Below are 24,443 nucleotides of genomic sequence, written 5' to 3' on the forward strand. Positions count from 1 at the left end.
GGAATCGGCATTCTTGTAACCGCGCTCGACGAACGCCCCCCGCCGCTCCAGCTCCGCCGTGACCGCCACCGTGCACCGGTCCAGCCGGCGCACCACGCCCTCGGCCATCGGCAGCGACGACAGCAGATCCGCATCATCGGCATCGGCTCCGGCGGCAGCATCGAGCGCATCCACCGCCTCGACAAGGAGGCGGTAGGCATCACGAAGCCGGTCGCTGGGCATGGCTCCATTCTACTCGAACAGGTGTTTGATCAACTGTTGTCGGGCGCATATTTCCGACCATTCGGCGATGGCGGCCCGGATATGTCGCTGTTCCGCAGCCAGATCATTCGACCGGTGGGTCCGGGTCTCCGTCGATCGACCTGCCGCCTGTCGAGCGGAACGATTCTGCAGTGCGCACTGCGTCGCTGTGCTGATCGACAGGGAGGGCGTTGATCGTCTGCGCGATTCTGCGGTTCCGGCGATAGTTCCGTGCTGATCAACAGGTGTGGCGGGTGGTTACGGCGGGGCGAGGCGGTCCAGCATCGCGATCAGAGTTCTTCGGGCGCGTGCCACCGGGGCCCCGTTCAGGACGACGTCGTGACTCAGTCCCGACGTCAGGGCCAGCAGCGCGTCGGCGTCGGTGTCCGGGTCGGCCGATCCGGCGTCGGCGACGACGGCCCGGGTCAGTGCGCGGATCTCGTCGTCGCCGTCGGTGAGGATCGCGCGGGTGCGCTCGTCGACCTCGCGGGTGGCGAACGCGGCGTGGATCCGGATCGCGTCGCGGGTCTCGGGATGCTCGCCGAGCAGCTCGTCGAGAATCGTCGCGAGCACGTCGCGCTCGCTCCCGCCGGCGGCGCCGGCGCGTGCCTCGATCCGCTGCTCCATCCGCCGGTGCGACCGCTCCAGCGCATGCAGCAGCAGCGCGTCCTTGCCGGGGAACCAGTGCTGCACCCGGCCCATCGACACCCCGGCCTCGGCTGCGACCGCGCGCAGTGACACGGCCTCGACGCCGGAGCGGGCGACCAGGGTGAGTGCTGCATCGGCGATCTCGGCACGACGCGCGTCGGAGTCCACGGTGCGGGGCACACCGCCACTGTAGCAATGCGATCGCATTGACACGAGCGGCGAACCCCTGTTGCAATGCACTCGCATCGTCAACGAGGGGAAGACCATGGGACGTGAGGGGTTGCAGGGGCTGGCCGGGCTGATCGCGGTGACGCTGGGGCTGATCCCGCTGGGGCAGCTCGTGTTCACCGGCCGGATCGGCTCGATCTGGGGTGCGCTGCTCGGCGGGCAGCCGTCGCTGCCGTGGCTCGGGCCGGTGATCGTGCTGGTTCTGGCCGTGGCGGCGATCGCCGGGCTGGAGGTGCAGCGCCGCAGAACGGGGTGATGCGTAGAGGTGAGCAGAGCAGAATCGGGCCCGTGCGCACCCCACGCGAGCAGGAACTGGCGGAGAAGCTGATCCACGGGCTGCGCCCGGTCGTCGTCGAGCTGGCCGAACCGGACCCCACCTGGCCGGACGCCTACGCCGAGGTCGCCGCCCGCCTGCGCACTGCGCTGGGGGACCGCGCCCGCCGGATCGAGCACATCGGCTCCACCGCGGTACCGGGGCTGGCGGCGAAGCCGGTGATCGACGTCGTCGTCGGGCTGGACGACCCCGACGACGAACCCGCCTACCTCGACGACCTGCTCGCCGACGGCTGGGACCTGCGTGTTCGCGAGGACGGCCACCGGTGCCTGCGGGGCGCCGTCCGCGATCTCGGTGTCAATCTGCACTGCTACGCCGACGACAGCGTCGAGGTCGCCCGCTACCTCGCGTTCCGGGACCGGCTGCGCAGTCACCCGGACGAGCGCGAGCGGTACGAGGCGCAGAAGCGGTCGCTGGCCGGGCGCGAGTGGGCCGACATGAACCTCTACGCCGACGCCAAGAACTCCGTCGTCGACGAGATCATCGCCCGCGCCGGCGGGCCGCCCCGGCCGGAGGAGTAGCGCGCGGGCTCAGCCGCCCGGACGGATTGCCCGCTCGGCCAGCATCTGCTCGGTCGCGGTGCGGATCTCGTCCTCGGGTACCTCGAGCGCACCCTCGGCGGTCACCGTGATGATGTTCGGGAAGATCATTCGGGTGAGGTCGGGGCCCGCTGTGGCGGTGTCGTCGTCGGCGGCGTCCCACAGCGCGTTGACGGCCAGCGAGATCGCGCCTGCGCGGTCGACGTCGGGGGAGTGCCGCTTCTTCAGCGACGACTCGGCGAAGTCCGAGCCGGACCCGATGCTGCGGTAGCCCTGGTGGTCGCGGGCGACGCTGCCGCTGGGGTCGTAGGTGACGATCCGGGCGGGGTCGGTGCGGGTCGCGTCGTAGCCGACGTAGATCGGCAGCGCGACGAACCCGGCCATCGCGGCAGGCAGGTTCTCCTGCACCACCGACGACAGCCGGCGGATCTTGCCCTCCTGGCTGATCGGGGCGCCCTCGATCTTCTCGTACTGCTCGATCTCGGCGCGGAACAGCTCGAGCATCAGCAGTGCGTGCCCGACCGACCCGGCGAACCCGGCCGCCGACGTCCGGTCCAGCACGAGGACCTTCACCAGGTCCTTCTGGGCGATCAGGTTGCCCGAGGTCGCCCGCCGGTCACCGGCGAGCAGGACCCCGTCGGCCCAGGTCAGGGCCACGATCGTCGTCCCGTGCGGGGTCTGCAGGTCCGCGGGGACGCGCGCGGCGGGGTCACGCTGCAACGCCGAAGGCAGATGCTCCGGGGCGTGCGCGCGCAGCTGGTCGAGGAACGAGGAGCCGGTCATCGCAGCCGATCCTTCCCCGACCGGCGTCCCCGGTCCAGCCCCGGAGCGACGATCATCGCCGAGGGGCACACTCGGTCACCGTGACGAGCGCACGGGAGCGGGCGGAGCGGTTCTGCGAGCGGTACGGGCTGGGCGTGCCGGTGCTGGAGGCGCCGATGGCGGGCGCGTGCCCGCCGGAGCTGGCGGCCGCCGTCGCCGGGGCTGGAGGAATGGGCGCGTCCGGCGCGGTGAACGACAGCCCGGAACGCATCGCGGACTGGGCCGCGCGGTTCCGCGGGCTCGCCGGTGACGACGCACCGTTCCAGCTCAACCTCTGGATCCCCGACGCGCCCGGCGACACCGACACCGCTGCGGCGCAGGCGTTCCTGGACTCGCTCGGTGGCCGCGCGGCCCCGCCGCCGGGGCCCGGCCCGGTGTTCGAGGAGCAGGTCGAGGCCGTGATCGCGGCCAGGCCCACCGTCGCGTCGTCGATCATGGGGGTGTTCGCCCCGGAGCAGGTGCGGGCGCTGCACGACGCGGGCATCGCCTGGTTCGCCTGCGCCACCACCCTCGACGAGGCGCTGGCGGCACAGGAGGCCGGCGCCGACGCCGTCGTCGCGCAGGGGATGGAGGCCGGGGGACACCGCGGCACGAGCGACCCGGACGCGGCCGAGCGCACCGCCGTCGGGCTGTTCGCGCTGGTCCCGAGGCTGGCTGACGCGCTGTCGGTCCCGGTCGTCGCCGCCGGGGCGATCGCCGACGGCCGCGCACTGGCCGCCGCGCTCACCCTCGGCGCGAGCGCGGTGCAGGTCGGCACCGCGCTGCTGCGCGCCCCCGAGACCGGTATCGACGACGACTGGGCCGCCGCCCTCGACGGCCTCGCGCCGGAGGACACCGTCACCACCCGCGCCTATACCGGGCGGCTCGCCCGCGCGGTCCCGACCGGCTACATCCGGGCCTGGGCGTCGCCGGACGCGCCGGCTCCCGCCCGCTACCCCGAGCAGCGACGCCTGGTGGCCCGCTACCGCGCGGGCGAACCCGGCGCGGTGGACCGGGTCAACCACTGGGCCGGGCAGGCCGCGGCGCGGTCGCGGCGGGCGCCGGCCGGGGAGATCGTCGGGTCGCTGTGGGCGGACGCGGCCGGGCTGCTGTCCTGACGCGCGGGCCCTGACGCGCGTGCCCTGACGCGCTCAGACCATGTCGTCGAACTCGCCCTTGCGGGCCCCGTCGACGAACGCCGCGATCTCCGCGGCGGTGTAGACGAGCACCGGCCCGTCCGGGTCGGTGGCGTTGCGGACGGCGACCTGGCCGTCGTCGAGGACGGCGAACTCCAGGCCCTGCGAGCCCTCGGCGGGCCGCCGCCAGGTCACGTCGCCGAGCTCGCCTGCGGGGGTCCCGTTGGGATGGGTCACGCTCGGCCTCCCGTGGTCGTGAACACGCCCCGACCTGCATGATCGAGTGCGGAGAGTAGCGGTCGATTCAGAAGTGGATCTTGCTATTGCGGCGTTCGTCGGTGACGATGGCAACAGCTGCGACCACGAGGAGTCCCGCTGATGCGCCGGTCGACGTACGGGCACACGTACGGACGGGTGCTGCCGTGCTGAACGGAGCGGGACCCAGCGCACCTGCCGCCGAACTCCTCACGATGACGTCGGTGACCGACAGTCGCGCCCATCAGGTGCCCGACTCCGAGATGTGCTCGGACCGGGCCACCCGCTCCGGCCGCTACGAGGCACTCTGCGGGCACCTTGTGACCCCGGTGCCGCTCGTCGAGGAGCGCAGCGGGGTACCCTGCGAACGGTGCGCCACCCGGGCCGCCGCGCTCGAGCGCGACGACACCGGCGAGGACCGCAAGCGTCGACGGCGCGGGCTGCGCGGCCGTCGACGGGGGCAGCCGGCCTGACGTCGTCAGCGTGCCAGCTGGTCGTAATCGTGCCGGTCGTGGCGGTCGTGCCGCCGCATCGGGCCCTTCGTCCGGCGCTCCAGGAAGCGCCGCCCGGCGTGCAGCGTCTTCGAGAACGCGTTCGGGCCGCGCCTGCCCTCGATCGCGTCACCGAGCTTGCCCAGCAGCCACGCCAGGATCGGCGCACCGATCGCCAGCAGCAGCCAGACGCGCAGGTTCCGGGACAGCAGTGCCCACATGTGCGGGTCACCTCCGTGGTCGACGTGCGGGCCGGCGGAGACCTCCGCCGGTGACGCCGGACCCTAGCCCCGCGGGCGTCGACCCGCCCGGCACACGGCGTGACCGGAGCGTGACCCGCTCGTTGGTCACCCGGGTCCGGAATGCCCCCGCCGGACCCGGGCAGGAGGAGGTACGCCCATGTTCGCGCCGAGTCCCGGCGGCATCGTGACCCTGGTGATCGTGCTGGTCGCGGTGGTCGCCGCGCTGGTGAGCCCGCCCGGTCGCAAGGCCGCGGCGACGGCGGTCGACTCCGTCGTCCGGTGGCCGTCGCTCATCCGTTCGGAGCTGCGCGGCAACGCCCCGCTGGCCGACGAGCCGCGGCACGACACGACGACGCCGGACATCCCCGTCGTGCCGGAGCCCGGCCCGGACGTCCGGGAGACCGACGTCCACGCCCCGATCGACGCCGCCCCGATCGATGCCGCCCCGATCGACGCCGCCCTGGTCGAGGCGCCGACGCCGACGCGCGGGTTCCCACGGGTCGGGCCGCCGCGGCACTGATCCGGCACGCGTCCCGGGTATCGGTAAACTTTGTTTTACCGCCGGGAACCTCTGGGGCCCGGACGGCGTTGAAGAGGTGCGAGGCCCGTCCGGACGGGCCCACACGTTCCGCGAGGAGGATCCAGGTGCGCTCCACGAGCAACCCGGCGTTCCGCAACCTGCCCACCCAGCAGGGCGGCGGCTACGCCGGTTTCGGTGGCGGCTCGGGCGGCGGCATGATGGGCGGAACCACTGCCTACGCCGGTTCCCAGTCGTCCTACGTCGACCCGCAGCAGGCGGGCAAGAGCAGCGACCGGCCGATCACGATCGACGACATCGTCCAGAAGACGGTGATCAGCGCGGTTCTCGCGCTGGCCGCCGGCGTCGGAACCGTCATGCTCGGCCAGATCGGCATGCTGCTGGCGATCCCGGCGTTCATCGTCGGGCTCGTCGTCTCGTTGATCGTCATCTTCAAGCAGAAGCCCAGTGCGCCGCTGACCCTCACCTACTCGATCGCGATGGGCATCGCGCTCGGAGGGATCACGGCGCCGCTGAACCGCATGTACCCGGGCATCGCCTTCCAGGCGTTGATCGGTACGGCCGGCGTCTTCTTCGGCATGCTCGTCGTCTACAAGACCGGCGCCGTCAAGGTCACGCCGCGGTTCACCAAGTGGCTGATGGGCGCCATGATCGGCGTCGTCGTCCTGATGCTGGCCAACCTCGTCGCCGGGTTCTTCACCACGGGTGGACTCGGGCTTCGGGAGGGGCCGCTGGGCATCGTCTTCGGCCTGGTCGTGATCGGTGTGGCGGCGTTCAGCCTGCTGCTCGACTTCGATGCCGCGGACAAGGCGGTACGGGCCGGCGTCCCGGTGAAGTACTCCTGGTACATCGCCTTCGGCCTCATGACGACGATCGTCTGGCTCTACATCGAGATCCTCCGGCTGCTGAGCCTGCTCAGACAGGACTGAGGACCTCCCCGACGCCCGGCCGATCCCGGCCGGGGAGCGGCGCCGGATTCGCCCCCTCCGGTCCCGCGCGCGCCGCGGACACCAGCCGGTGTCCGCGGCGTCGTCGTGTCCGGGGTGGTGTTGTGGGGCCCCGTACCGGCCGGCCCCGTACCGGCCGGCGTCGTGTGGGGCCGGTACCGACCGGCTCAGCTCGTCCGGAGCGACCGGGCCAGGTCGTCGGGCAGCTGCTGGGCCAGGTCGTCGAGCTCGGACCCGGGCGTCCAGGACGCGAGCGTGCCGAGCACGGCGTCCACCCGGGCGTCGGCGGTCTCGATGTCGGAGTCCCCGGTCGACGCGGTGACGGCGTCGACGAAGGTCAGCCGGTCGACCTTGCGGGCCTGCGACGTCGACGGCGTCGCCACCAGCTCGGTGGCCAGCTCCTTCGGCAGCGAGTTCGCGAGCTTCTGCGTCTCGCCGGCGCTGATCAGCTCACCGAGCTGACGGAACGTGGCCCGGGACAGCGTCTCGGCCTCGGACTCGGTGCCGACGCCCGCGGCGCGGCGGACCTGGTCGACGAACGCCTGCAGCGTGCGGGTGGAGTCGGCGGGGTGCGGATCGTTCGCGGTGGTGATGGTGTGCCTCCTTCGGCGGGACGTGCGTGTCTGCCGGGGCCACTACCACCCGTCCGGCCTGCGAAACCCGCACACACCACGGGCCGGCCCGCGTCGTACGCGGACCGGCCCGTGGTGTGGACGGACGGAGGGTCAGGACAGGCGCTCCAGCACCATCGCCATGCCCTGCCCGCCGCCGACGCACATCGTCTCCAGGCCGTAGCGGCCACCGGTGGAGCGCAGCCCGTTGAGCAGCGTCGTCGTGATGCGGGCACCGGTCATGCCGAACGGGTGGCCGAGCGCGATCGCGCCGCCGTGCACGTTCAGCTTCTCCTCGTCGATGCCCAGGTCCCGCGCCGACGGCAGGACCTGCGCGGCGAACGCCTCGTTGATCTCGACGAGGTCGATGTCGTCGATCGTGAGGCCGGCGCGGGTCAGCGCCTGCCGGGACGACTCGACCGGGCCGTAGCCCATGATCTCCGGGGACAGGCCGCTGACGCCGGTGGAGACGATCCGGGCGAGCGGGGTGAGACCCAGCGCCTCGGCCTTCGTGTCCGACATGATGATCAGTGCGGCGGCACCGTCGTTGAGCGGGCAGGCGTTGCCGGCGGTGACCCGGCCGTCCGGGCGGAACACCGGCTTGAGCTCGGCGAGCTTGTCGTATGTGGTGCCGGCGCGGGGGCCGTCGTCGGTGGAGACGACAGTGCCGTCGGGCAGCGTCACCGGGGTGATCTCTTGGGCGAAGAAGCCGTCGGCGATGGCCTGCTCGGCGCGGTTCTGCGAGCGCACCGCGAACCGGTCCATGTCCTCGCGGGACACGTCCTTGTAGCGGGCGAGGTTCTCCGCCGTCTGGCCCATCGCGATGTAGGCGTCCGGCAGCAGGTTCTGCTCCCGCGGGTCGGTCCAGGTGTCCGAGCCCTTCTCCGCGACCTCGGCGGTGCGGGCCTCGGCGTCGGCGAACAGCGGGTTGTGCGTGTCCGGCCACGAGTCCGAGGTGCCCTTGGCGAACCGGGACACGGTCTCGACGCCGGCGGAGACGAAGACGTCGCCCTCACCGGCCTTGATCGCGTGCAGCGCCATCCGGGTCGTCTGCACCGACGAGGCGCAGTAGCGCGTGATCGTGGTGCCGGGCAGCGTGTCGAACCCGAGCTGGACGGCCACCCGGCGGGCCATGTTGCTGCCCTGCTCACCCCCGGGCAGGCCACAGCCGAGCACGAGGTCCTCGATCTCGGCCGGGTCGAGGCCGGGGACCTGGTCCAGCGCGGCCCGCACCATCTGGACGGTCAGGTCGTCCGGGCGCATCCCCGCCAGGGAGCCCTTGTTCGCGCGGCCGATCGGGGATCGGGCCGCGGCGACGATCACGGCTTCGGGCATGACGTCCTCCTCCGTCGCAGGGTGTCTTCGGTCCCGGACTCTACTCACCGGTAACCGGAGGCGCGCTCGCTCGTGACCGGCGTCGCCCACCTGATCGGGGTTCCGCGACGCGGAGGCACCCACGCCCCTGGAAGGATGCACTCATGCGCTACGCCGAACACGTCGTCGACCTGGTCGGGGACACCCCGCTCGTCCGGCTCGGGACTGTCTCCGAGGGGATCGCCGCCCCCGTCCTCGCCAAGGTGGAGTACCTGAACCCCGGCGGGTCGGTGAAGGACCGCATCGCGCTGCGCATGGTCGAGGCCGCCGAGGCCTCTGGCGAGCTGAAGCCGGGCGGGACGATCGTCGAGCCGACCTCGGGCAACACCGGCGTCGGACTGGCGATGGTGGCCCAGCGCAAGGGCTACCACTGTGTGTTCGTCTGCCCGGACAAGGTCGGCGAGGACAAGCGCAACGTGCTCAAGGCCTACGGCGCCGAGGTCGTCGTCTGCCCGACCGCGGTCGACCCCGAGCACCCCGACTCCTACTACCGGACCTCGGACCGGCTGGTCACCGAGATCGACGGCGCCTGGAAGCCCAACCAGTACGCCAACCCGTCGAACCCCGAGTCGCACTACCACTCGACCGGCCCGGAGATCTGGGAGCAGACCGACGGGAAGATCACACACTTCGTCGCGGGCATCGGCACCGGCGGCACCATCTCGGGCATCGGCCGCTACCTCAAGGAGGTCTCGAACGGCGCCGTGCAGATCATCGGCGCGGACCCCGAGGGCTCGGTGTACTCCGGCGGTTCCGGGCGCCCGTACCTGGTCGAGGGCGTCGGCGAGGACTTCTGGCCGACCACCTACGACCGCGACATCTGCGACGAGATCGTCCCCGTCTCCGACGCCGACTCGTTCGACATGACCCGGCGCCTGGCCCGCGAGGAGGCGCTGCTGGTCGGCGGGTCCTGCGGCATGGCGACCGTCGCCGCGCTGCGTGTCGCGGAGAAGCTGCCCGCCGACGCGGTGGTGGTCGTCCTGCTGCCCGACGGCGGCCGCGGCTACCTCGGCAAGGTCTTCAACGACGCGTGGATGGCCAGCTACGGCTTCCTCCCGCCGTCCGAGGGCGCCACCATCGGCGACGTGCTGCGCCGCAAGGACGGTTCGATCCCGGACCTGGTGCATGCCCACCCCAACGAGACCGTCGCCGACGCGGCGCTCTACCTGCGCGAGTTCGGCGTCTCCCAGATGCCGGTCGTGAAGGCCGAGCCGCCGGTCATGGCTGCGGAGGTGGCCGGGTCGGTCGTCGAGCGGGATCTGCTCGACGCGCTGTTCACCGGCCGCGCGCAGCTCGCCGACAAGCTGGAGAACCACATGTCGCCGCCGCTGCCCACGCTCGGAGCGGGGGAGTCGCTGCAGGACGCGATGGGCGCGTTCGCGAATGCCGACGCCGCGCTGGTGCTGATCGACGGCAAGCCCGCAGGCGTCGTCACCCGGTCGGACGTCATCGCGTTCCTCGGCGGCAACTGAGCGACCGGCCGGACCGCGCTGGGCGCAGTTCGCCGGACGCTCGCCGAGAAGCCCCCGTGCAGGTCGGGGCCGTTGCTCCGCCCGGAGTAGTCTCGGCGCACATGCAGGGCTTCTCCACGCGCGCGATCCACGCAGGCCAGGAGCCGGACCCGATCACGGGTGCGGTCACCACGTCGATCCACACCAGCTCGACCTACGCCCAGGACGGCGTCGGCGGCACCCGCGGCGGGTACGAGTACTCCCGCAGTGCCAACCCGACCCGGACCACGCTGCAGGAGTGCCTGGCCGCGCTGGAGGACGGCAGGCACGCCCGCGCGTTCGGCTCCGGGATGGGCGCCACCGACACGCTGCTGCGGGTGCTGCTCAAGCCGGGCGACCACATCGTCATCCCGCACGACGCCTACGGCGGCACGTTCCGCCTGATCGACAAGGTGCTGTCCGGCTGGGGTGTCGAGCACACCCCGGTCGACCTGTCCGATGTCGAGGCGCTGCGCGCGGCGATCCGGCCGGAGACCAAGGTCGTGTGGACCGAGACGCCGACCAACCCGCTGCTCGGTATCGCCGACATCGCCGCCCTCGCCGGGGTGGCACGCGACGCCGGCGCGTCGCTCGTCGTCGACAACACGTTCGCCTCGCCCTACCTGCAGACCCCGCTGGCGCTGGGTGCCGACGTCGTCGTGCACTCCACGACCAAGTACGTCGGCGGGCACTCCGACGTCGTCGGCGGCGCGATCGTGACCAACGACGACGACCTGGCCGCGGCCCTGTCGTTCGCGCAGAACTCCACCGGCTCGGTCCCCGGCCCGTTCGACGCGTGGCTGACGCTGCGTGGGGTCAAGACCCTCGCGGTGCGCATGGAGCGGCACTGCGACAACGCCGAGCGCGTCGCGGAGATGCTGGCCGGGCACCCGGCCGTGGAGAAGGTGCTCTACCCGGGCCTGCCCGACCACCCCGGCCACGAGGTCGCGGCCAAGCAGATGCGCCGCTTCGGCGGCATGGTCTCCTTCCAGACCGCAGGCGGGCGCGACGCGGCCCTGCAGGTCTGCTCGAACACGCAGCTGTTCACCCTGGCCGAGTCGCTCGGCGGCATCGAGTCGCTGATCGAGCACCCCGGCCAGATGACGCACGCGTCGACGGCGGGCTCGATGCTCGAGGTGCCGGACAACCTGGTGCGGCTCTCGGTCGGCATCGAGGACGCCGAGGACCTGATCGAGGACCTGCGCGCCGCGCTCGACACGCTGGGCTGACCCGGCCCCGAACGGACCGCCGGGCTCCGGCTCAGCTGCGCGACTGCAGCGGGGCCGGGGCCGGGGCCGGCGGGGGAGGGGGCGGGACGACGAGGTCACCGGGGGCCACGCAGCCCCCGACCAGCGACCAGCTGCCGTCGGCGCGAGGCACGTAGTGACCCGGATCGGCGCAGCCCGCATCACGCACGGTCGCCACGGCCAGCGCGGCCAGGCCGGCGGCCAGCAGCAGGGGCGCAGTGGTGCGCATCCGGGTCATGCGGTGGGTCCCTCCACGGTCACCGGGCGACCACGCCCGGTGAGACGTCCGCGACAGTACCCGCAGCGGTGCAAGACTGCCGGAATGGCCGCCCCACCGAGCGCACCCGTCACCCCTCCGGTCACCGCAGCCGACGTCGCCACCGCGCGCGAGCTGCTGACCGGTGTCGTCCGCACGACGCCCATCGCCGGCGCCCGTGCCCTGTCCGAGCTGGCCGGCACCCCGGTCCACCTCAAGTGCGAGAACCTGCAGCGCACCGGGTCCTTCAAGATCCGTGGCGCCTACACCCGGATCGCCCGGCTCACCGACGAGGAACGTGCCCGCGGCGTCGTTGCGGCGAGTGCCGGGAACCACGCCCAGGGCGTCGCGCTGGCCGCCCAGCTCCTCGGCGTCCGCGCGACCGTGTTCATGCCCGAGCGCGCCGCACTGCCCAAGGTCGACGCGACCCGCGGCTACGGCGCCGAGGTCGTCCTCGGCGGTCAGACCGTCGACGACGCCGTCGTGGCCGCCACCGCCGCGTCCGAGGAGACCGGGGCGGTGCTGGTGCACCCCTTCGACCACCCCGATGTCGTCGCCGGGCAGGGCACGGTCGGCCTGGAGATCCTCGAGCAGGTCCCCGACGTCGGCACCGTCCTGATCTCGGCGGGCGGCGGCGGGCTGCTGGGCGGCGTCGCGGCCGTGCTGCGTGCGCACCGGCCCGGGGTGCGGATCGTCGGGGTGCAGGCCGCCGGGGCCGCCGCGTGGCCCGCGTCGCTGGCGGCCGGCGAGCCGATCCCGGCGGGGGCGATGCGTACGATGGCCGACGGCATCGCCGTCGGGCGCCCGGGTGAGGTCACCTTCCCGCAGGTCGCGGGCCTGGTCGACGAGTTCGTGACGGTCGACGAGGACGCGCTGTCCGGAGCGTTGCTGCACTGCCTGGAACGGGCGAAGCTCCTGGTGGAGCCCGCCGGCGCGGCACCGGTGGCGGCGCTGCTGGACCACCCCGGGCGCTGGAGCGGGCCGATCGTGCCGGTGCTGTCCGGCGGCAACGTCGACCCGCTGGTGCTGCTGCAGGTGGTCCGGCACGGGCTGGTCGCGTCGTCGCGCTACCTGACGCTGCACGTGCCGATCGCGGACCGGCCGGGATCGCTGGCCGAGCTGCTCGCTCTCGTCGGGTCGCTGGGCGCCAACGTGACCGACGTCGCGCACTCGCGGATCGGCGGGGCGCTACCGGTCGGGGAGGTCGACGTCGAGCTGAGCCTGGAGACCCGCGGTCCCGAGCACCGGGACGCGATCGTCGCCGGCCTGCGCCGGGCCGGGCACACGGTCTCGGTGCCGCCGGGACGCGAGGCGTGAGCCGGTGAACAGAGGCGTGAGCCGGTGACCAACCACCCGTGACACACGTCGGGGCCCGGCCGGAGTCCGGCCGGGCCCCGACGCGGGGTGAGTGGCGTCAGCCGGGGAAGGCCTCGACCTTGACCAGCGTGACGCTCATGTTGCCGCCGTCGGGCAGCTGGTACTCACGGGTGTCGCCGGGCTTGGCGCCCAGCAGCGCCGCACCGAGCGGGGAGTTCGGCGAGACGACCTGCAGGTCGCCGTGGCTGCCCTCCTCGCGGGAGCCGAGCAGCACGCGCTCGGTGTCCTCGTCGTCCTCGTACTTGATCTCGAGGATGGTGCCGGGGGTCGCCTCGTCCGAGCTGGTCGGCGCGGTGCCGACCTCCGCGGTGCGCAGCAGCTCCTGGAGCTGGCGGATCCGGGCCTCCTGCTGGCCCTGCTCCTCGCGGGCCGCGTGGTAGCCGCCGTTCTCCTTGAGGTCGCCCTCCTCGCGGCGGGCGTTGATCTCGGCGGCGATGACGGGCCGGTTCTCGATCAACCCGTCCAGCTCCGACTTCAGCCGGTCGAAGGCCTCCTGGGTCAGCCAGGTCGCCTGGGTGTCCGTCACCGTCATCAACTCCTTCAGGAAAACAGGGCGCGTCCGCACCGCGTGCGCAGGCACCGGTGGGCTCGCGGGGTTCGGCCGCCGGACGGCACGCCCCGAGTAAGGAAAAACACGACCCGTGTGGCGGGTCGTGTGCGGATCACTCTAACACGGTGAGCGCCGTTCGTCGCAGCCGTTCGTCGAACGGACGAGGCGCCGCCGGAGTTCCCCGTATGCGGGTTTTCGCAGGTGGTGATGGGTTCCACCGTGCGGCGAGGGAAAGTTCCGGGGTGTCGGGAAGCACCGGGCGTGCCGCGGTCCGGCCGGTCGGAACAGACCGGGCGCGCACGGCGTTGCACCGGCGGTCGGCGGTGGCTGTCGGTCCCCTCTGCCAGGATCGGCGACGACCGCAGACCACAGGTGAGCACCACGGTGACCACGGAGGAACCGACCCGATGAGCCCGACCGAACCCGTCCTCGCCCCCGGCGAGCGCCCGCGGCTGATGACGGTGCACGCCCACCCCGACGACGAGTCGTCGAAGGGGGCGGCCACCACCGCGCGTTACGTCGACGAGGGCCACGAGGTCATGGTCGTGACGTGCACCGGCGGCGAGCGCGGCAGCATCCTCAACCCCGCCATGGAGCGCCCGGACGTCCTGGAGAACATGACGTCGGTGCGCAACGCGGAGATGGCGAAGGCGGCGGAGATCCTCGGGGTGCAGCACGTCTGGCTCGGGTTCGTCGACTCCGGGCTGCCCGAGGGGGACCCGCTGCCGCCGCTGCCGGAGGGCTGTTTCGCCCTCGGCGACGTCGAGGAGCAGACCGAGGCGCTGGTCCGCGTCATCCGCGAGTTCCGCCCGCACGTGATCGTCACCTACGACGAGAACGGCGGCTACCCGCACCCGGACCACATCCGCACCCACGTCGTGTCGATGGCGGCCTGGAAGGCGGCGGGCGACCCGGCGCTCTTCCCCGAGGCCGGGGCGCCGTGGCAGCCGCTGAAGCTGTACTACGGCCACGGCTTCTCGCTGGCCCGGCTCGACGCGTTCCACCGGGCCGCGCTGGAGGCGGGGCAGGAGTCGCCCTACGCCGAGTGGCTGCAGAAGTGGCGTGAGTCCGGCCGTCCGGACCCCGAGGACCGGGTGACCACCAAGGTCCCGTGCGCGGACTGGTTCGGCCGCCGCGACGACGCGCTGCGTGCCCATGCCACCCAGATCGACCCGGACAGCCGGTTCTTCTTCACCCCGCTCGAGGTGCAGGCGCGGGTGTGGCCGACCGAGGACTACGAGTTGGTCGAGTCGCTGGTCGAGACGACCATCCCGGAGGACGACCTGTTCGCCGGCATCCCGTTCGACGCCGAGTCCGCCCAGGAGTCCGCCCAGGAGCAGGCCCGGCGCCGCGCGGGGTGAGTCGGGAGGGCCGGTAGCCTGGGTGAGCAGAGCCGGGCACGGCCCTGCTCCCCCCATGTCACCCAGTTCGGAGGCGGTCGGCGGTGCTCGGAGCCATGACCGGTACGGCGGCCGCCGGAGTGCTCGCGCTCGTTCCCGCGCAGGACCCGGCGCCCCCGCCCGGGCAGCTGCCCGAGTTCGGGAACTCCTCGCCGGTCGGGCTCGTCGTCGTGCTGATCCTGCTGCTGGTCACGGTGTTCCTGGTCGTGTCGATGTCCAAGCGGCTCAAGCGGCTGCCGGAGTCGTTCGACGACCCGGAGGAGACCGCCGGGGCCGATGCGGGGGCCGAGCCGGGGCGGGACCGGACCGAGGGGCCCGCCGGGTCCTGAGCCCGGTCCGCGGGCGTCTGACAGGGTGGCGCGCATGCCGAACCGGCTCGCCAGCTCCACCAGCCCGTACCTGCTCCAGCACGCCGACAACCCGGTCGACTGGCGGCCGTGGTCGGCCGAGGCGTTCGCCGAGGCCCGCCGCCGGGACGTGCCGGTCCTGCTGTCGGTCGGCTACGCCGCCTGCCACTGGTGCCACGTGATGGCCCACGAGTCGTTCGAGGACCCGGCCGTGGCCGCCGTCGTGAACCGGGGGTTCGTGGCGGTCAAGGTCGACCGCGAGGAGCGTCCGGACGTCGACGCCGTCTACATGGCCGCCACCCAGGCCATGACCGGGCAGGGCGGCTGGCCGATGACCTGCTTCCTCACCCCGGACGGCGAGCCGTTCCAGTGCGGCACCTACTACCCGCCGCAGCCGGCACACGGGCTGCCGTCGTTCCGCCAGCTGCTCGACGCCGTGTCCGCCGCCTGGGCGCAGGACGGCGAGCGGGTCCGCGCCGCTGCGGCCCGGGTCGCCGCCGAGCTCGCCGAGCAGGCAGCCACCGACCCCGAGCCGCTCGCGGTGGGTGAGCAGAGCCTGGACGACGCCGTCGAGGTGCTCGCCGCGGAGTACGACCAGGTCAACGGAGGGTTCGGCGGGGCGCCGAAGTTCCCGCCGTCGATGGTGCTGGAGTTCCTGCTGCGCCATCACGAGCGCACCGGCTCGGCCGAGTCGGCGCGGCTGGTGTCCGGCACCGCCGAGGCGATGGTTCGCGGCGGCCTCTACGACCGGCTCGCCGGCGGGTTCGCCCGCTACTCGGTCGACGAGGCCTGGGTCGTGCCGCACTTCGAGAAGATGCTCTACGACAACGCGCTGCTGCTGCGCGCCTACGCCCACCTCGCGCGGCGCACCGGGACCCCGCTGCCGCGTGAGGTCACCGACGCCACCGCCGGGTTCCTGCTGCGCGACCTGCGCACCCCCGAGGGCGGCCTGGCCTCGGCGCTCGACGCGGACACCGACGGCGTCGAGGGGCTCACCTACGTCTGGACCCCGGACCAGTTGCGCGCCGTCCTCGGCGAGGACGACGGCACCTGGGCCGCGGAGCTGTTGTGCGTCACCGACTCCGGGACGTTCGAGGACGGCGCATCGACGCTGCAGCTGCCCCGCGACCCCGACGACCCGGACCGCTGGGAGCGGGTGCGCGCGGCTCTGCTCACCGCGCGCGACGAGCGCCCGCAGCCGGCGCGCGACGACAAGGTCGTGACCGCGTGGAACGCGCTCGCCGTCGTCGCGCTCGCCGAGGCCGGGGCCGCGCTGGACCGCCCGGACTGGGTGGGTGCGGCATCGGAGATCACCGACCTGCTGCTCGGGCTGCACCGGGTCGACGGCCGGCTGCGGCGGTCGTCGCGGGGCGGGGTGGTCGGTACCGCCGAGGGCGTCCTGGAGGACCACGCGCTGCTGGTCGAGGCCCTGCTCGCGCTGCACCAGGCCACCGGTGACCCGGAGCGGCTCGCGGTCGCGCTGGAGCTGCTGGACGACACCTGCGAGCGGTTCGCCGCCCCGGGGCGCCCGGACGTCTACCTGGACACCGCCGAGGAGGTCGCCGACGGTGACGGCGAGCTGCCGCACCGGCCGCGCGAGCTGACCGACAACGCGTCGCCGTGCGGGACGTCCGCGCTGGTCGGGGCCTTGGTCGCGGCGTCGGTACTGGCGGGGGAGGAGCGCGCCGCGGCCTACCGGGGCGCGGCGGAGCGGGCGCTGCGGGCGATCGGGACGCTCGTGCCGCGGGCCCCGCGGTTCCTCGGGCACTGGCTGTCCGCGGCCGAGGCGCTGGTCGACGGGCCGGTGCAGGTCGCAGTCGCGGTGGAGGGTGACGGGACGCCGGACGAGCTCGGCTCCGGCGACCGGTCGTCGCCCGGGGTCGCGCTGCTCGAGCGGGCACGCCGGGACGCCCCCGGCGGCGCGGTCGTCGTGGCCGGGGAGCCGGACGCGCCGGGGATCCCGCTGCTGGCCGGGCGCGGCACCGTCGCGGGGGAGCCCGCCGCCTACGTCTGCCGCGGACCGGTCTGCGACGTCCCGGTCACGACCCCGGAGGACCTGGCGGAGCTGCTGCGGAACTGACCCGGTGGCACTCCCGGTGCAGTCGTGTAATGCTGTAATCACCTGATGGAGGTGGCGGCATGAGCGCACGAGGACGAGCACGGGGCGGCTGGCAGCAGGCGGACCTGCCCGCGGCAGAGGACGCGGGGGCCTGGTTCGCAGGCCGGTTGCCGGAGGGCTGGTTCACCGGCGCCCCGGAGGTGACCTGCGACCGCGACGAGATCGTCGTCGTCGGGGAGCTGCCGGGTCTCGGCACCGAGCACCCCGACACCGACGCCGGACGCGCCGACCGCGCCGCGGAGGAGGCGGGCCGGATCGCGCGATTCCGCGAGGAGACCCGCGAACGGCGGATCGAGATCGCCCGTCAGGCGGAGAGCCGGTACCAGCGCAAGGTCGCCTGGGGCGTGCGCCTCGGTGACACCAGCGAGCTGTTCACGACGATCTCGGTGCCGGTCATGACCCGGCTGCGCCAGCGCGAGCGGATCGTGCTGGACACCCTGGTCGACGCCGGCGTCGCCCGCTCCCGCTCCGACGCGCTGAGCTGGTCGGTCCGCCTGGTCGGTGAGCACGCCGACGAGTGGCTGGCCGAGCTGCGCTCGGCGATGGCGCGGGTCGAGGACCTGCGCTCGCAGGGGCCGAGCGCCTGACCGGGGCTCAGCGCAGCAGCACCAGCCAGATCGCGACGTGGTGGCAGGCCCAGGCCAGCACCGTCGCCGCGTGGAAGATCTCGTGGTAGCCGAACGTGGCAGGCCACGGGTTCGGACGGCGCAGCGCGTAGACGACACCACCCGCGGTGTAGAGGACGCCGCCGACGATGAGCAGTACCAGCGCGGCGACCCCGCCGCCGGAGGCCAGCGCCGGGAACACGAACACCGCGACCCAGCCGAGCGCGACGTAGATCGGCACGCCGAGCCAGGACGGCGCCGTCGGCCACGCCAGCTTCAGTGCGACGCCGGCCAGCGCACCGACCCAGACGACCGTGAGCACCCAGGTCGCCGTCGCCGCGGGGAGCGCGAGCGCCGAGACCGGTGTGTAGGTCCCCGCGATGAACATGAAGATCATCGAGTGGTCGAGGCGCTTCATCAGGACGCGGTGGGCGGGGTCGCTCCAGTGCCGCAGGTGGTAGAGCGCGCTCACGCCGAACAGGCCGAACGTCGTCGCCGAGTACACCGCGACCGCGGCCGCGGCACCGGCGCCGACCAGGGCCCCGGCGACACTGATCAGTGCGGCACAGGCGAAGACCGACGCGACGAGGCTCCAGAGGTGCAGCTTCCCGCGCATGCTCGGCTTGACCGGCACGGACGGTGCGGTGGTCGGCGGGGACACGCCCACGACGCTACGGGTCGTCCGCCACGCGCGTCCCGCGAGGCGGACGACCGCCACAGCCGCGACGGGTCGGGTCTACGCTCGTCGTCGTGGCGATTCGAGACCTGCTCTACTCGGTGTACGAGCGCCGGATCCTCCGCCAGCTCGTCGGGGCCGAGAGCCCCAAGCACGTCGCACTGATCCTCGACGGCAACCGTCGCTGGGCACGCGAGGCCGGGATCGACGATCCCGCCGAGGGGCACCGGGCGGGCGCGGCGAAGATCGCGGAGATGCTGGGCTGGTGCTCCGAGGCCGGCGTCGAGGTGGTGACGGTGTTCCTGCTGTCCACCGACAACCTCGACACCCGCTCCCCGGCAGAGCTGTCGGCACTGCTCGACATCATCGGCGGGGTGGTCGACGACCTCTCCGGGCCGGACACCCCGTGGCGGGTCCGGGTCGTCGGGGCGATGGAGCTGCTGCCGCCGTCGCTCGCGGAACGGCTGGCCGCAGCGGCCGCGCGGACCACGGACCGCAGCGGCCTGCAGCTGAACGTCGCAGTCGGCTACGGCGGGCGGCAGGAGATCGCGGACGCCGTCCGGAAGATGCTGCTGAGCCAGGCGGAGGCGGGCCGGACGATCGAGGAGCTCGCGGAGGGGCTCGACGTCGCGCACATCGCCGAGCACCTCTACACGTCCGGACAGCCGGATCCGGACCTCATCATCCGGACCAGCGGTGAGCAGCGGTTGTCCGGGTTCCTGCTCTGGCAGTCGGCGCACTCGGAGTTCTACTTCTGCGAGGCGTACTGGCCGGAGTTCCGCCGGGTCGACTTCCTGCGTGCGCTGCGTGACTTCGCGGCACGGCACCGGCGCTACGGCACCTGAGTGACCCGCTCGGCGACGCTGCGTGAACGCGTCGCCGGGCTCGGACCCTCCCCGACAACGAGAAGAGCCCCGGGATCGTCGATCCCGGGGCTCTCGTCACCGCACGCGACGGGGAGCGCGTGCCGTGCAGGTCCTACTGGTTGAACGTCTCGCCGGTGCTCGGCGCGTTCGTGCACGACGCGGTGTTGGACGAGTTGTTGTCCGACTCGTTCTTGGCCTTGCCCTTGAGCAGGCCCAGCGCGCCCTTGACGACGTCGTTGCCGGCGATCTGGTTGCCGCACAGCAGCTGCGGGGAAACCTGAACGTTGTTGTCGGCCACGTTGACCAGGCCGTGGCTGTTGTTCTGCGCCACGTTGCCGGAGGCGTTGTCCGCCGTCTGGTCCTTGCCGTGGCCGTGGTGCGACGCGGTCTGGTCGTTGCCCTCGCCGGCGAACGCCAGCGGGCTGACTGCGACGAGCGACGCGGCACCGGCCGCGGCCACGATTCCAGCCTTCTTCAGCACAGTTCGTCTCCTGTTGAGTCCGGAGCTGCGCAAGGATCTGCCGTGCGCACGCTCTGTAACCTGTCGACGCTCGAACCGGGGGAGCCCGCGCCGACTGGGCGTCAATCTAACGGACGCACAGAGCGTCCACAATCTGACCCTGCGTATCGACTTGCAAAGGTTGCTGGACCGTTCGTGTACCAGGGGATTCGTCCGCACGGGGAGATGAGTCGTGACGCTCGGCCGGGCGTGTCGGCGTTACGGCGTCCGGGGGAGTGCTGAGGCCGGTCCGGACGGATGGTGACTACGCCGAGCAGCAGTGCCCGGCTGCACCCGGGCGGCGCTCCGGTCGCGTCGAGTCCGGCTCGGTCGTGTACACGGCTCGCCCCCGGGGTCTCCGGCTGCCCGGCGGGTGACGTCTTCCCGGGTGCCGGGGTGTCAAGAAGCCGGGGCAGGACGCCGGGATGCGCGTCTCGGACGGGTGGAACGCACGCCGCTGCGAGGCGGGCCTGCGGGGGATCGCGGCGCCGGAGGTGCTCTCCGTCGGCGCCGCGGGCCCGGCCGGGGGTCGCCCCGTCGGGGATGCCGACGGTCGCCGAGCCGGGTGACGGCGGCGGGGTCGTGCGGTTTCCGGGGCCCGGATCACCCCTGCCGGGTGACGACGGAATGGGCTGAGCGGGTGATGGCGGCACTTCTCGTCCCGCTGGCCGTATTCGGGGCGTCACGAACCCCGGAAACGGTAGCCCCATGTCGGATCGACGCCGAATCGAGAAACGGGTGCGGATCCCTGAATGCGTGCCGGGAAACTGTTGTGGATATGGAAATAAACGGTGTGGTGAACGCGCGAAAAAGCCCCGGGGCATGCGCCCCGGGGCTTCTCCTCTGATCGGAGTCGATCAGCCGTTCTTGTCGCCCGAGCCCGAGACCTGGCCGCAGTTGCGGGACTGGTCGGTCGTCGAGTCGCCGGACTTGGCCTTGGCCTCGCCCGCGAGACCCAGGGCGCCGGTGATGCCGTTGAGGGCCGACGCGTCCTGGACCGGGACCTGCACGCCCAGGACGTTCACCGGGACGGTGTTGTTGCAGGCCTGGATCGGCACGTTGACGTTGTTGCCGTTGGCGCCGGCGATGATGCCCTTGGCGCTCTTGTCGATGTTGCCCTTCTGCACGACGGAGTTGCCGCCGTGGCCGTGGTGGTCGTGCCCGCCGTCGCCGGCGAAGGCGAGGGGGCTGACGGCGAGCAGCGAGGCGGCGGAGGCCGCGACCACGATTCCAGCCTTCTTCAGCACAGTAATTCTCCTGTTTCGGTCTTGAGTCCGGCTGGAGCCGGCCTCACGCCTGCCGACGCGATGACAGTGGGGAGCCCGCGCCGACTGGGGGCCAATCTATACCCCCTGACCTCCCCGAAACAAACTGTACTGCCGAAGTCGTCGAACTATTACTTTCGGCGAGGTTATTCGCCGGATCGGGCAATTGTGTGGGTGGGGGTACTACCGGTTACACCAGAGATCGGTGACAGAACGTGGAGGGGGCCACTCGAACGGACGCGTCCGGACGCAGGCCGCGTCGCAGGTGCTCCCGGCGCAGCAGCGGCCTACTGTCGCATCAGTGTCCTCCGAGAGCCTGCTGAAGGCGACGATCTCGCTCGCGTCGTGTCTCGACCGAGACCTCGGAGGGGTGCTCGACGGGCCGCTGCCCGGCCCCGGTCCGGGGAGCGGGCGTCCGGCCGCCGACCCCGTCGCCGAGGCCGACCGGTTGCGCCGCGAGCTCCCCGGGGCCGGGCTCGCCCCGGCCCGTGCCCGCTGGCTCGACGCCCAGCTGGTCGCACTGCGCCGCACGGCTCTGCGCGCGGCCGGTGCGGGCACCGCGGCACCGGGCCGCTTCCGCCGGAGGCGCCCCGCTGCCCCCGCCGGCGACCGGGCCGCCGGCGACCGGATCACCGACGACTGGACCGCGGAGGTCCGGGACCACTACGGCGTCGATCCCCGGCCCGGCGACCCGGAGGTGTACCGCGCGGCGCACCACCGGCTCGACCTCGTGCTGCCCGGGCGGGGCCCGCTGGCCGACCGCATGCGCACGTACGCCGCCGGTGAGGTCGTCGACCCCGACCGGCTCGGGCCCGCCGTCGAGGCGCTGAGCCGCGAGCTCCGCAGACGCACCGCCGAGGCCGTCGGGCTGCCGCGTATCGCGCAGGCCGACGTCGAGCTGGTGACCGACCGGCCGTGGACGGCGCTCACCCGCTACCGCGGCGGGTTCCGCAGCACGGTGCGGATCGACGGCGACGCCGGGCTGCGCGCCGGTCAGCTGCTGCCGCTGCTCGCACACGAGATCCATCCGGGCCACCACGTGCAGGCCTGCCTGGCCGACGCCGCGTCCGCCCGCTACCCCGAGATGGCCCTGCGGCTGGTGCACGGACCGCAGGCCACCCTGGCCGAGGGCGCGGCCGAGGCCGCGCTGCTCCTCGTCCCCGGCTGGGGCGCGCTCGCCGAGGAGGTGCTGGCCGGCGTCGGCGTCCGGTGCGACGGCGAGCTGGCCGAGGCCGTGCTCGAGGCGCAGCGACCGCTCACCCGGGTCCGGCTCGACGCGGCGGTCCTGCGGCACGTCCACGGCGCCGGCCCGGACGAGGTCCTCGCCCACCTGCGCCGGTGGCTGCTCGTCACCGACGCGCACGCGCGCCGGATCCTCGGGTTCCTCGAACGGCCGCGCTGGCGCGGCTACCCCGCCACCTACGCCGAGGGCGAGCCACTCGTCCGGTCCTGGCTGCAGCGCCACCCGGACGGCCCGGCGGCCGGGCTGCGTGCCCTGTTCGACCGCCCGGTCCTGCCCGCGGACCTCGCCGCCCCGGTGACCGACGGTGGTGACGCGGCGCGGGCCGCGGCGTTCTGAACCCTGCCGCCGATGCTCCGGCCGGTCCCGCCCGGCTGCGCCGAACGGGCGCCCGCCGACCGGGTCACGGGAACGACCTCCGACGCCGGACGGTATTCGACGAACGATGAACGGTAGGTTACGACTCTGCCATCGGGGTCGAAGTCGCCGCCTCGTCGGAGAGTTGCTATTGACCGCACGAGGGTGACCACCGGTAGCGTCCGGATCGGCGGGTCGTACCCCACGCGGCCCGTCCGGGAGGCCCTGAACGTGGTGTCTGACGCACCCGAGAGGGCCGGCATCCGGCCCTTGCGGTCGTGCCGGCAGACGGACCGCCGAGGTGGTTCGTCGTCGCCGCACTCCGCATCAGGGCCGGCCGGCCCGACGCAGAGCAGGCGTGGTGCCGCGCCTGCGAGGGAGCCCTCGTGACCGATCGACGTCCCGCCCTCACCGACCCGGCCCAGGCCTCGTCCCAGGAGCCGGTCGGGGACGCCCCGGCAGGAACCCGCTGCTACGTGCTCGACACATCGGTGCTGCTCAGCGACCCGTGGTCGCTGCTGCGCTTCGACGAGCACCAGGTCGTCCTGCCGCTGGTGGTGATCTCGGAGCTGGAGGCCAAGCGTCACCACCCCGAGCTCGGATGGTTCGCCCGGACCGCACTGCGGCAGCTCGACGAGATGCGGGTGAAGTACGGCCGCCTCGACGCCCCGATCCCCATCGGAGACAACGGAGGCACCCTGCACGTCGAGCTCAACCACTCGGATCCGACGGTGCTGCCCGCGGGCTTCCGCACCGACTCGAACGACTCCCGGATCCTGGCCTGTGCGCTGAACCTGAAGGCCGACCCGACGGCTCCGCCGGGCGTCACGCTGGTCACCAAGGACATGCCGCTGCGGGTGAAGGCCGCGGCGGTCGGGCTGGACTCCGACGAGTACCACGGCCAGGACGTGCTGTTCTCCGGCTGGACCGGGATGAGCGACCTGGAGGTCACGCCGGACGACGTCGACACGCTGTTCCGCGACGGCGTCCTCGACCACGACGACGCCCGCGAGCTGCCCTGCAACACCGGCGTGCGGCTGACCGGCGCGTCGAGCGCGCTCGGCCGGGTCACCGCCGACAAGCGGGTGAAGCTCGTCCGCGGCGACCGGGAGGCCTTCGGGCTGCACGGCCGGTCCGCCGAGCAGCGGATCGCGCTGGACCTGTTGCTGGACAACGAGGTCGGGATCGTCTCGCTCGGCGGGCGCGCCGGCACCGGTAAGTCGGCGATGGCGCTGTGCGCCGGGCTGGAGGCGGTGCTGGAACGCCAGCAGCACCGCAAGATCGTCGTCTTCCGGCCGCTCTACGCCGTCGGCGGGCAGGACCTCGGGTACCTGCCCGGCAACGAGAGCGAGAAGATGCAGCCCTGGGCGCAGGCCGTCTTCGACACCCTGGGTGCGCTGGTCAGTCAGGACGTGATCGACGAGGTCATCGCCCGCGGGATGCTCGAGGTCCTGCCGCTGACCCACATCCGCGGCCGGTCGCTGCACGACACCTTCGTCATCGTCGACGAGGCGCAGTCGCTGGAGCGCAACGTGCTGCTGACGGTGCTGTCCCGGCTCGGCGCCGCGTCGCGGGTGGTGCTCACCCACGACGTCGCGCAGCGCGACAACCTGCGGGTCGGGCGGCACGACGGCGTCAACGCCGTCATCGAGAAGCTCAAGGGCCACCCGCTGTTCGCGCACGTCACGCTGACCCGCAGCGAGCGCTCGCCGATCGCCGCGCTGGTCACCGAGATGCTGGAGGGCCCGAACTCCTGACCCGCCCG

At 72.9% G+C, this 24,443-nt stretch carries 28 protein-coding genes; 16 read left to right on the forward strand and 12 right to left on the reverse strand.

The genetic code is table 11. The features are described from left to right. The coding region (locus tag ACLE50_RS19825; RefSeq protein ID WP_410945097.1) for a hypothetical protein at positions 1 to 222 on the reverse strand (222 nt) is incomplete at its 3' end. Between the two features lie 276 nt (positions 223 to 498). After that, on the reverse strand, positions 499 to 1,068 hold the full coding sequence (locus tag ACLE50_RS19830) for a TetR/AcrR family transcriptional regulator (protein ID WP_410945098.1): 570 nt from the start codon (positions 1,066 to 1,068) through the stop codon (positions 499 to 501). 85 nt (positions 1,069 to 1,153) lie between these two features. Here ACLE50_RS19830 and ACLE50_RS19835 point away from each other — a divergent pair, with 85 nt between their 5' ends. Both ACLE50_RS19835 and ACLE50_RS19840 read left to right on the forward strand, forming a co-directional pair. Continuing rightward, the gene (locus ACLE50_RS19835) at positions 1,154 to 1,372 is read left to right on the forward strand and encodes a hypothetical protein (RefSeq protein ID WP_410945099.1); all 219 of its coding nucleotides are present in this window, start codon (positions 1,154 to 1,156) and stop codon (positions 1,370 to 1,372) included. A gap of 32 nt (positions 1,373 to 1,404) precedes the next feature. Then, positions 1,405 to 1,971, forward strand: coding sequence for a GrpB family protein (locus ACLE50_RS19840; RefSeq protein WP_410945100.1), 567 nt, complete (start codon positions 1,405 to 1,407; stop codon positions 1,969 to 1,971). Between the two features lie 9 nt (positions 1,972 to 1,980). On the opposite strand, the gene prcB is transcribed toward ACLE50_RS19840, so the two are convergent. Next, positions 1,981 to 2,772, reverse strand: coding sequence for a proteasome subunit beta (prcB, locus tag ACLE50_RS19845; RefSeq protein WP_410945101.1), 792 nt, complete (start codon positions 2,770 to 2,772; stop codon positions 1,981 to 1,983). 80 nt (positions 2,773 to 2,852) lie between these two features. Here prcB and ACLE50_RS19850 point away from each other — a divergent pair, with 80 nt between their 5' ends. Continuing rightward, entirely contained in the window at positions 2,853 to 3,908 is a 1,056-nt protein-coding gene (locus tag ACLE50_RS19850) for an NAD(P)H-dependent flavin oxidoreductase (RefSeq protein WP_410945102.1), read from the forward strand. Positions 3,909 to 3,941: 33 nt separating this feature from the next. Here ACLE50_RS19850 and ACLE50_RS19855 read toward each other — a convergent pair whose 3' ends face one another. Continuing rightward, positions 3,942 to 4,163 (reverse strand): DUF397 domain-containing protein, encoded by a 222-nt coding sequence (locus tag ACLE50_RS19855; protein WP_410945103.1) that lies wholly within the window; start codon positions 4,161 to 4,163, stop codon positions 3,942 to 3,944. Between the two features lie 242 nt (positions 4,164 to 4,405). Here ACLE50_RS19855 and ACLE50_RS19860 point away from each other — a divergent pair, with 242 nt between their 5' ends. Next, positions 4,406 to 4,654, forward strand: coding sequence for a hypothetical protein (locus ACLE50_RS19860; RefSeq protein ID WP_410945104.1), 249 nt, complete (start codon positions 4,406 to 4,408; stop codon positions 4,652 to 4,654). Positions 4,655 to 4,659: 5 nt separating this feature from the next. On the opposite strand, the gene ACLE50_RS19865 is transcribed toward ACLE50_RS19860, so the two are convergent. After that, positions 4,660 to 4,893, reverse strand: coding sequence for a hypothetical protein (locus ACLE50_RS19865; protein ID WP_410945105.1), 234 nt, complete (start codon positions 4,891 to 4,893; stop codon positions 4,660 to 4,662). 178 nt (positions 4,894 to 5,071) lie between these two features. Between ACLE50_RS19865 and ACLE50_RS19870 the strand changes: the two genes are divergently transcribed. Continuing rightward, on the forward strand, positions 5,072 to 5,434 hold the full coding sequence (locus ACLE50_RS19870) for a hypothetical protein (protein WP_410945106.1): 363 nt from the start codon (positions 5,072 to 5,074) through the stop codon (positions 5,432 to 5,434). Between the two features lie 125 nt (positions 5,435 to 5,559). Then, the gene (locus tag ACLE50_RS19875) at positions 5,560 to 6,381 is read left to right on the forward strand and encodes a Bax inhibitor-1/YccA family protein (protein ID WP_410945107.1); all 822 of its coding nucleotides are present in this window, start codon (positions 5,560 to 5,562) and stop codon (positions 6,379 to 6,381) included. Between the two features lie 185 nt (positions 6,382 to 6,566). On the opposite strand, the gene ACLE50_RS19880 is transcribed toward ACLE50_RS19875, so the two are convergent. Continuing rightward, complete coding sequence (locus tag ACLE50_RS19880; protein WP_410945255.1) at positions 6,567 to 6,992, reverse strand: DUF2267 domain-containing protein; 426 nt, start codon at positions 6,990 to 6,992, stop codon at positions 6,567 to 6,569. 132 nt (positions 6,993 to 7,124) lie between these two features. Further along, complete coding sequence (locus ACLE50_RS19885; protein ID WP_410945108.1) at positions 7,125 to 8,345, reverse strand: acetyl-CoA C-acetyltransferase; 1,221 nt, start codon at positions 8,343 to 8,345, stop codon at positions 7,125 to 7,127. A gap of 143 nt (positions 8,346 to 8,488) precedes the next feature. On the opposite strand from ACLE50_RS19885, the gene ACLE50_RS19890 reads away from it, so the two are divergent. Together ACLE50_RS19890 and ACLE50_RS19895 are read left to right on the forward strand one after the other, a co-directional pair. Next, complete coding sequence (locus ACLE50_RS19890; RefSeq protein ID WP_410945109.1) at positions 8,489 to 9,856, forward strand: cystathionine beta-synthase; 1,368 nt, start codon at positions 8,489 to 8,491, stop codon at positions 9,854 to 9,856. Between the two features lie 101 nt (positions 9,857 to 9,957). Then, a complete protein-coding gene (locus ACLE50_RS19895) occupies positions 9,958 to 11,103 on the forward strand; it encodes a cystathionine gamma-synthase (protein WP_410945110.1) in 1,146 nt (381 codons plus the stop codon). Positions 11,104 to 11,134: 31 nt separating this feature from the next. Here ACLE50_RS19895 and ACLE50_RS19900 read toward each other — a convergent pair whose 3' ends face one another. After that, positions 11,135 to 11,359: a hypothetical protein gene (locus tag ACLE50_RS19900; RefSeq protein WP_410945111.1), complete on the reverse strand. Its 225-nt coding sequence runs from the start codon at positions 11,357 to 11,359 to the stop codon at positions 11,135 to 11,137. Between the two features lie 84 nt (positions 11,360 to 11,443). Between ACLE50_RS19900 and ilvA the strand changes: the two genes are divergently transcribed. After that, positions 11,444 to 12,694 carry a threonine ammonia-lyase gene (ilvA, locus tag ACLE50_RS19905; RefSeq protein WP_410945112.1) on the forward strand — a complete coding sequence of 417 codons (1,251 nt, stop codon included), beginning with the start codon at positions 11,444 to 11,446 and terminating at the stop codon, positions 12,692 to 12,694. A 97-nt stretch (positions 12,695 to 12,791) separates the two neighbouring features. Here ilvA and greA read toward each other — a convergent pair whose 3' ends face one another. Continuing rightward, the gene (greA, locus tag ACLE50_RS19910; RefSeq protein ID WP_410945113.1) at positions 12,792 to 13,280 is read right to left on the reverse strand and encodes a transcription elongation factor GreA; all 489 of its coding nucleotides are present in this window, start codon (positions 13,278 to 13,280) and stop codon (positions 12,792 to 12,794) included. 431 nt (positions 13,281 to 13,711) lie between these two features. On the opposite strand from greA, the gene mca reads away from it, so the two are divergent. From mca to ACLE50_RS19930, 4 genes are all read left to right on the forward strand, one after another. Then, entirely contained in the window at positions 13,712 to 14,665 is a 954-nt protein-coding gene (mca, locus tag ACLE50_RS19915) for a mycothiol conjugate amidase Mca (RefSeq protein ID WP_410945114.1), read from the forward strand. A 95-nt stretch (positions 14,666 to 14,760) separates the two neighbouring features. Then, on the forward strand, positions 14,761 to 15,033 hold the full coding sequence (locus tag ACLE50_RS19920; protein WP_410945115.1) for a hypothetical protein: 273 nt from the start codon (positions 14,761 to 14,763) through the stop codon (positions 15,031 to 15,033). Positions 15,034 to 15,067: 34 nt separating this feature from the next. Beyond that, positions 15,068 to 17,131 carry a thioredoxin domain-containing protein gene (locus ACLE50_RS19925; protein WP_410945116.1) on the forward strand — a complete coding sequence of 688 codons (2,064 nt, stop codon included), beginning with the start codon at positions 15,068 to 15,070 and terminating at the stop codon, positions 17,129 to 17,131. 59 nt (positions 17,132 to 17,190) lie between these two features. Next, complete coding sequence (locus tag ACLE50_RS19930; protein WP_410945117.1) at positions 17,191 to 17,757, forward strand: hypothetical protein; 567 nt, start codon at positions 17,191 to 17,193, stop codon at positions 17,755 to 17,757. 7 nt (positions 17,758 to 17,764) lie between these two features. Here the strand turns inward: ACLE50_RS19930 and trhA are convergent, their stop codons facing one another. Further along, on the reverse strand, positions 17,765 to 18,391 hold the full coding sequence (trhA, locus tag ACLE50_RS19935; RefSeq protein WP_410945256.1) for a PAQR family membrane homeostasis protein TrhA: 627 nt from the start codon (positions 18,389 to 18,391) through the stop codon (positions 17,765 to 17,767). A 140-nt stretch (positions 18,392 to 18,531) separates the two neighbouring features. Here trhA and ACLE50_RS19940 point away from each other — a divergent pair, with 140 nt between their 5' ends. Beyond that, positions 18,532 to 19,296 carry an isoprenyl transferase gene (locus ACLE50_RS19940; protein WP_410945257.1) on the forward strand — a complete coding sequence of 255 codons (765 nt, stop codon included), beginning with the start codon at positions 18,532 to 18,534 and terminating at the stop codon, positions 19,294 to 19,296. 133 nt (positions 19,297 to 19,429) lie between these two features. Here ACLE50_RS19940 and ACLE50_RS19945 read toward each other — a convergent pair whose 3' ends face one another. After that, positions 19,430 to 19,798: a hypothetical protein gene (locus tag ACLE50_RS19945; RefSeq protein ID WP_410945118.1), complete on the reverse strand. Its 369-nt coding sequence runs from the start codon at positions 19,796 to 19,798 to the stop codon at positions 19,430 to 19,432. 875 nt (positions 19,799 to 20,673) lie between these two features. Continuing rightward, positions 20,674 to 21,063 carry a hypothetical protein gene (locus ACLE50_RS19950; RefSeq protein ID WP_410945119.1) on the reverse strand — a complete coding sequence of 130 codons (390 nt, stop codon included), beginning with the start codon at positions 21,061 to 21,063 and terminating at the stop codon, positions 20,674 to 20,676. Between the two features lie 319 nt (positions 21,064 to 21,382). On the opposite strand from ACLE50_RS19950, the gene ACLE50_RS19955 reads away from it, so the two are divergent. Next, positions 21,383 to 22,660 carry a DUF885 domain-containing protein gene (locus ACLE50_RS19955; protein WP_410945120.1) on the forward strand — a complete coding sequence of 426 codons (1,278 nt, stop codon included), beginning with the start codon at positions 21,383 to 21,385 and terminating at the stop codon, positions 22,658 to 22,660. A gap of 494 nt (positions 22,661 to 23,154) precedes the next feature. Then, the gene (locus tag ACLE50_RS19960) at positions 23,155 to 24,435 is read left to right on the forward strand and encodes a PhoH family protein (protein WP_410945258.1); all 1,281 of its coding nucleotides are present in this window, start codon (positions 23,155 to 23,157) and stop codon (positions 24,433 to 24,435) included. Positions 24,436 to 24,443: the final 8 nt, after the last annotated feature.

Source organism: Pseudonocardia phyllosphaerae, from assembly GCF_046546475.1.
GTDB lineage: Bacteria > Actinomycetota > Actinomycetes > Mycobacteriales > Pseudonocardiaceae > Pseudonocardia > Pseudonocardia phyllosphaerae.